General features: G+C 57.3%; 1 protein-coding gene. It reads left to right on the top strand.

Features of this window, described 5'->3' with window-relative positions:
- The first annotated feature begins 88 nt into the window (after positions 1–88).
- On the top strand, positions 89–1,111 hold the full coding sequence (locus tag KGB28_RS01850; protein ID WP_223441671.1) for an IS110 family transposase: 1,023 nt from the start codon (positions 89–91) through the stop codon (positions 1,109–1,111).
- Positions 1,112–1,369: the final 258 nt, after the last annotated feature.

The raw sequence follows: 1,369 nt of genomic DNA, 5'->3' as shown, positions 1-1,369 counted from the left end.
CGGGTTTAATGAGATGGTCAGCCTGACCGAGAAGCCCTGCAGGTTTACGCTTGCAGGGCTTTTCTCGTTTTCGGGCGGAGGATCTCTCATGAACACGATGACACTTCTCGGTATCGACATTGGCAAACACAGTTTCCACCTGCATGGCCAGGACACCCAAGGCCATCAGGTTTTGCGCAAGAAGATGAGCCGTGGCCAGTTGCTCAGAAGTTTGGCGCAGCTACCCATCTGCACGGTGGTGATGGAGTCTTGCGGTGGCGCCCACTGGTTGGCTCGGGAGATTGGCGCATTGGGTCACGAGGTGAAGTTGATTGCTCCGCAGTACGTCAAGCCGTTCGTCAAAGGTAACAAAAACGACTTCATTGATGCCGAAGCGATCTGTGAGGCGGCGAGCCGCCCCACGATGCGCTTCTGCCCGATCAAAACGGCAGAGCAGCAAACGCTTTCTGCCCTGCACCGTGTTCGAGGCTCGCTGATTGAGCATCGGACGGCGGCGACCAATCAGATTCATGGGTTTCTGCTGGAGTTCGGGATTAGCCTGCCCATCGGTGTCACGGCCTTGCACCGCGTGCCGGCGCTGCTGGACGATCCTCAACACCCGGTTCCATGGCGTCTCAAGGGCCTGGTGATGCGCCTCTATTATCAAATTCAACAGCTCACTGATGAGATCAAGGACATCGAGTCCGACCTGAAGCAACAGTTGAAAGAAGACGATGCCGGGCAACGTTTGCAGAGTATTCCTGGTATCGGGCCGATCACCGCCAGCGCGGTATTGGCCGACGTGGGGGATGTCTCGCGCTACCGCAGCGGACGCGATTTCGCGGCGTCGTTAGGGCTGGTTCCGGGGCAATACTCGACGGGTGGAAAGACGGTGCTCTTGGGGATCAGCAAGCGTGGTGACAAGCACATACGTCAACTCTTGGTGCAGGGCGCGCGGGCCATCATGCAGCATATCGATCAACGGGAAGATGCCCTTGGGCCTTGGGTTCAAGACCTGCTGAGACGCCGACACTCCAACATCGTGGCCTGCGCCTTGGCCAACAAACTGGCGCGAATCGTGTGGGCGGTACTGGCCAAAGGCGGCCAGTACGACCCACATCCGAACGCTTGAACGTACAGCTTTACCACCGGCTTTTGCGACGTCACTGACTGATGACAGTAAACGGCAAACGGCCCGACTGGGAACCTGGCAATAAAATCAGCTTCAGAGGCTGAGGGTTTTTTCAGGACAGTCGGGAGCGGCTACTCATCGAGGGCCGAGTGTTGTTACAGCAACGCTCACCACGAGCCCGGATACATTAGCGCAAGCCAGCTTTACCGAAAACAGCCCATGGGGTTGCAGGAGATGGGCTGACCATACATTTTATTG

Source organism: Pseudomonas sp. BF-R-19, from assembly GCF_019956445.1.
In the GTDB taxonomy this organism is placed as follows: Bacteria; Pseudomonadota; Gammaproteobacteria; order Pseudomonadales; family Pseudomonadaceae; genus Aquipseudomonas; species Aquipseudomonas fluorescens_BH.
This window is presented reverse-complemented; position numbering and strand designations above follow the sequence as displayed.

What these genes read in the sequence shown, in the direction of transcription:
- KGB28_RS01850 (WP_223441671.1), top strand. Translation starts at nt 89, where the DNA reads ATGAACACGATGACACTTCTCGGTATCGACATTGGCAAACACAGTTTC.